This window comes from Stenotrophomonas maltophilia group sp. Smal17 (genome assembly GCF_030237045.1).
Lineage (GTDB): Bacteria > Pseudomonadota > Gammaproteobacteria > Xanthomonadales > Xanthomonadaceae > Stenotrophomonas > Stenotrophomonas forensis.
This window is the reverse complement of record NZ_JASJSU010000093.1, coordinates 7,843-11,422: the sequence shown is the minus strand read 5'-3', so window position 1 is coordinate 11,422 and position 3,580 is coordinate 7,843. Positions and strand designations below refer to the sequence as shown.

The 3,580-nt window shown below is 70.1% G+C and carries 3 protein-coding genes; 1 reads left to right on the top strand and 2 read right to left on the bottom strand.

The genetic code is table 11. The features are described 5' to 3' along the window. Window positions 1-20: 20 nt before the first annotated feature. Together rlmKL and QRO93_RS18090 are read right to left on the bottom strand one after the other, a co-directional pair. On the bottom strand, window positions 21-2,159 hold the full coding sequence (gene rlmKL, locus QRO93_RS18095; protein WP_180878290.1) for a bifunctional 23S rRNA (guanine(2069)-N(7))-methyltransferase RlmK/23S rRNA (guanine(2445)-N(2))-methyltransferase RlmL: 2,139 nt from the start codon (window positions 2,157-2,159) through the stop codon (window positions 21-23). 145 nt (window positions 2,160-2,304) lie between these two features. Next, window positions 2,305-2,832, bottom strand: coding sequence for an alpha/beta hydrolase (locus QRO93_RS18090; RefSeq protein ID WP_006428866.1), 528 nt, complete (start codon window positions 2,830-2,832; stop codon window positions 2,305-2,307). 72 nt (window positions 2,833-2,904) lie between these two features. Here QRO93_RS18090 and QRO93_RS18085 point away from each other — a divergent pair, with 72 nt between their 5' ends. Then, on the top strand, window positions 2,905-3,471 hold the full coding sequence (locus tag QRO93_RS18085; protein ID WP_180878289.1) for an N-acetylmuramoyl-L-alanine amidase: 567 nt from the start codon (window positions 2,905-2,907) through the stop codon (window positions 3,469-3,471). Window positions 3,472-3,580: the final 109 nt, after the last annotated feature.

The window sequence follows — 3,580 nt, the reverse complement described above, 5'->3', positions numbered from 1 at the left end:
CCCCCCCCCCACTACCGGGCTTACCCCAACCGCTTCAATTCCCACGCGCGGTGGATGCGCGCGTTGCGCTCGAAATCCGGGCCGATGGTGCGCGCGGTGATCTCGCGGCACTGGGCGAACTCGGCGATGGCGTTCTCTTCCAGCTTGAAGCGGCGGAAGTTGTTGGAGAAATACAGCACGCCGCCCGGCGCCAGTCGTGCCACCGCTGCGCGCAGCAGCTTCAGCTGTTCGCGCTGCACGTCGAAGTCGTCGGCGCGCGCGGAGTTGGAGAAGGTCGGCGGGTCACAGAAGATCACGTCGTACTGGCCGCGGTCGCCTTCCAGCCACGCCATCGCGTCGGCCTGCACCAGCAGGTGCTGGTTGCCGCCCTGCCCGTTCAACGCCAGGTTGTCGTAGCACCACTGCAGGTAGGTGGCCGACAGGTCGACGCTGGTGGTGCTGGCGGCACCGGCCACGGCCGCCTGCACGCTGGCCACGCCGGTGTAGCAGAACAGGTTGAGGAAGCGCTTGCCGCGCACCTGCTCGGCCATCATCCGGCGCAGCGGGCGGTGGTCGAGGAACAGGCCGGTGTCGAGGTAATCGAACAGGTTCACCTGCAGCAGCGCGTTGTTTTCGCGCACCACGATGAACTCGTCGCGCTGTTCGAAGCGGCCGTACTTGCTGCCGCCCTTGCCACGCTCGCGCGACTTCATCGACACCTGTTCCGGCGGCACGCCGAATACTTCACGCGCGGCCGCCAGCAGCTCGTTGCGGCGACGGCGCACGTCGTTTTCCGGAATCGCCGCCGGTGCCGCATATTCCTGCACGTGCAGGAACGTGCGGCGCTGGCCACCGTCTTCCTCGTAGACGTCGATGGCGGCCGCGTACTCCGGCAGGTCGGCATCGTAGGCGCGGAAGCAGGTGATGTCCTCGCGGGCGCGCCAGCTCTTGAACTTCTTCAGGTTCTTGCGCAGGCGGTTGGCCACCATCTGCGCACCTTCGCTCAGCTCGCGCGGCTGCGCCGGGTCGCGGCCCGGCACGGCGATCGGGTCGCAGACGATCAGCGCGCATTCCAGCGCGCCGTTGAACATCTGGTACTTCTTGCCGGCGCGCAGGCCGGTGGCGAAGGCCAGTTCATCGTTGCCGCACAGCAGGCTGGCGCGCCACTGCGGCACCGCCTTCTGCAGGGCATTGCCCAGCGCGCGGTACAGCGCCGGATCGGCGGCCAGGCGCTCGTCGTACGGCGGGTTGCAGACCACCGCACCGATCTCCTGTTCCGGCGCGGCCAGGTCGGCGACGTCGGCGCGGGTGAAGCGGATCGCATGGGCGACGCCCGCTACTTCGGCATTCTCGCGCGCCGCCTGGATCGCGGTCGGGTCGATGTCGCTGCCGTGGATGACCGGCTTCAACGCTGCCAGGCCGGCCGCTTCGCGGTCACGTGCCTCGCTCTGGATGGCCTTCCAGGCGGCCTTGTCGAAGCCCAGCCAGCGGCTCGGCGGCAGGCTGCCGTGGCGCATCAGGCCGGGGGCAACGTCGGCGGCCATCAGCGCGCCTTCGATCAGCAGCGTGCCGCTACCGCACATCGGGTCCAGCAGGCCACCACCAGCGGCGTGCAGGCGCGGCCACTGAGCGCGCAACAGCAGCGCGGCAGCCAGGTTTTCCTTCAGCGGCGCCTCGTGGGCTGCACCGCGCCAGCCACGGCGGTGCAGCGGGCCGCCGCCCAGGTCGATCGACAGCGAGGCACGGCCCTTGCGCAGCGACAGGTTCACGCGCACGTCGGGCAGGTCGGTGTTGACCGACGGGCGTTCCAGGCCTTCGTCACGCATGCGGTCGACGATGGCGTCCTTGATCCGCTGCGCCGCGAAGCGCGCATGGGTGATCTTGTCACCGGACACGTGCGCGTCCACCGCCAGGGTCATTTCCGGCTTGATGTGCTCGTGCCACGGCAGCGCACGCACGCCGTCGTACAGGGCCTGCTCGTCCGGGCACTCGAACTCGTCGATCGGCCACAGCACGCGGCTGGCCAGGCGCGACCACATGACGATCCGCAGCGCCTGCTCCAGTTCGCCGTCGGCGTTGACGCCGGCAATGGTGGCGGTGGCCTTGCCAAGGCCCAGGGCCGACAGTTCATCGGCAAGCAGGTATTCCAGGCCCTTGGCGCAGGAGACGAAGAATTTCACGGGATCGGTTCGCAGGTGGTCGGGCGCGGCACAGGGGCCGGGCCAGTCGGAAAGGAGGGCCGTAGGCACGGCCGGCAGGCCCGCGCCGGGGGCGGCGGGGCTGCCATTGTAGTCAAAGCGGGCGGGCGCGCCGTGCGCCCGGGCTTCACAGCTGGCGCAGCAGGCGCTCGAAGGCCTGCGCGGAGGCCTCCACGTGGTGCTCAAGGCGGTGCCCATCATCGACCAGCAGCAGCTGCGCCGAACGCGCCTGCGCCCAGGCGATGACCCCGGCGGCCGGCACCACCTCGTCGTGCCAGGCCTGCACCACCGTGGTCGGCACCGCGGCGGCGTCCAGCGCCGGCATCGGGCCCATGGTGGTCGGTGGCACCATCAGGAACAGGCCGGCCACCGGCACCTGCAGCGAGGCGATGGCGGAAATGTAGGCACCGAGGCTGGAGCCGGCCAGCACCACCGGCCCCTGCCCGGCGGCAATGGCGGCACGCTCGACCAGGCGGCGCAGGCGGGTCGGCACGTCGCCCACCCGGCTGACCTCGCTCATCGCGTCCAGGTCGGTGTAGTCGGGGCGTTCATGGGTCCAGCCCAGGCGTTGTGCCACCTCGGCCAGCGCGGTGACCTTGGTCGCGTCCGGGCCGCTCTCGAAACCGTGCGACAGGATGCAGTGGCCGCGGCTCATGCGCGCGCTCCGCGCGAGCGGGCCGATGAGGAAAGGGAAGGCAGGTTCATGCCGCAATGCTAGCATCGCCGGATGCCCAACCCGCTCCTGCCCGGCCTGCAAGTGCAGCCCCTGCCCTACCACGACCGCCTGCCGCTGCGCGACCCGGCCACGCTGGAGATGGTGGTGATCCACTGTACCGAGCTGCCCGACCTGGCGATGGCCCGCGAGTACGGCGAGCGCGTGCTGTACGACAGTGGCGCCGGCAACAGCGGCCATTTCTACATCGATCGCGACGGTCGCGTGGTGCAGTACGTGGCACCGGATCGTGTGGCCCACCATGTGCGCGGCATGAACGCGCAGACGCTGGGCATCGAGCTGGTCAACACCGGGCGCTACCCGCACTGGTTCGACAGCCGCCACCAGACGATGGACGAGCCGTACACCGAGGCGCAGCTGGTGGCGTTGGAACACCTGCTGCTGGCGCTGGTGGCGCACTATCCGTCGCTGCGGCGGATTGCCGGGCACGACCAGCTGGATCTGGAGCAGGTAGTGGCCAGCGACGATCCAACGCTGCGAGTGGCGCGCAAGCGTGATCCGGGGCCGTTGTTTCCGTGGGCGAGGATTCTGGCGAAGGTGCCGCTGCAGTCGGTGGGTTGATCGGCAGGGCTGCGCCCTGCACCCGCAGAGGCAACGTCAACGTCAACGTCAAAAGCGGGCTGTCGGTGGGATGGCGGGGTGGGGGGGGGGGGGGGGGGGGGGGGGGGGG

Bases quoted from the DNA above. Each gene is read 5' to 3' on its own strand.
- QRO93_RS18085 (WP_180878289.1), top strand. From the start codon at position 2,905: ATGCCCAACCCGCTCCTGCCCGGCCTGCAAGTGCAGCCCCTGCCCTAC.
- QRO93_RS18090 (WP_006428866.1), bottom strand. From the start codon at position 2,832: ATGAGCCGCGGCCACTGCATCCTGTCGCACGGTTTCGAGAGCGGCCCG.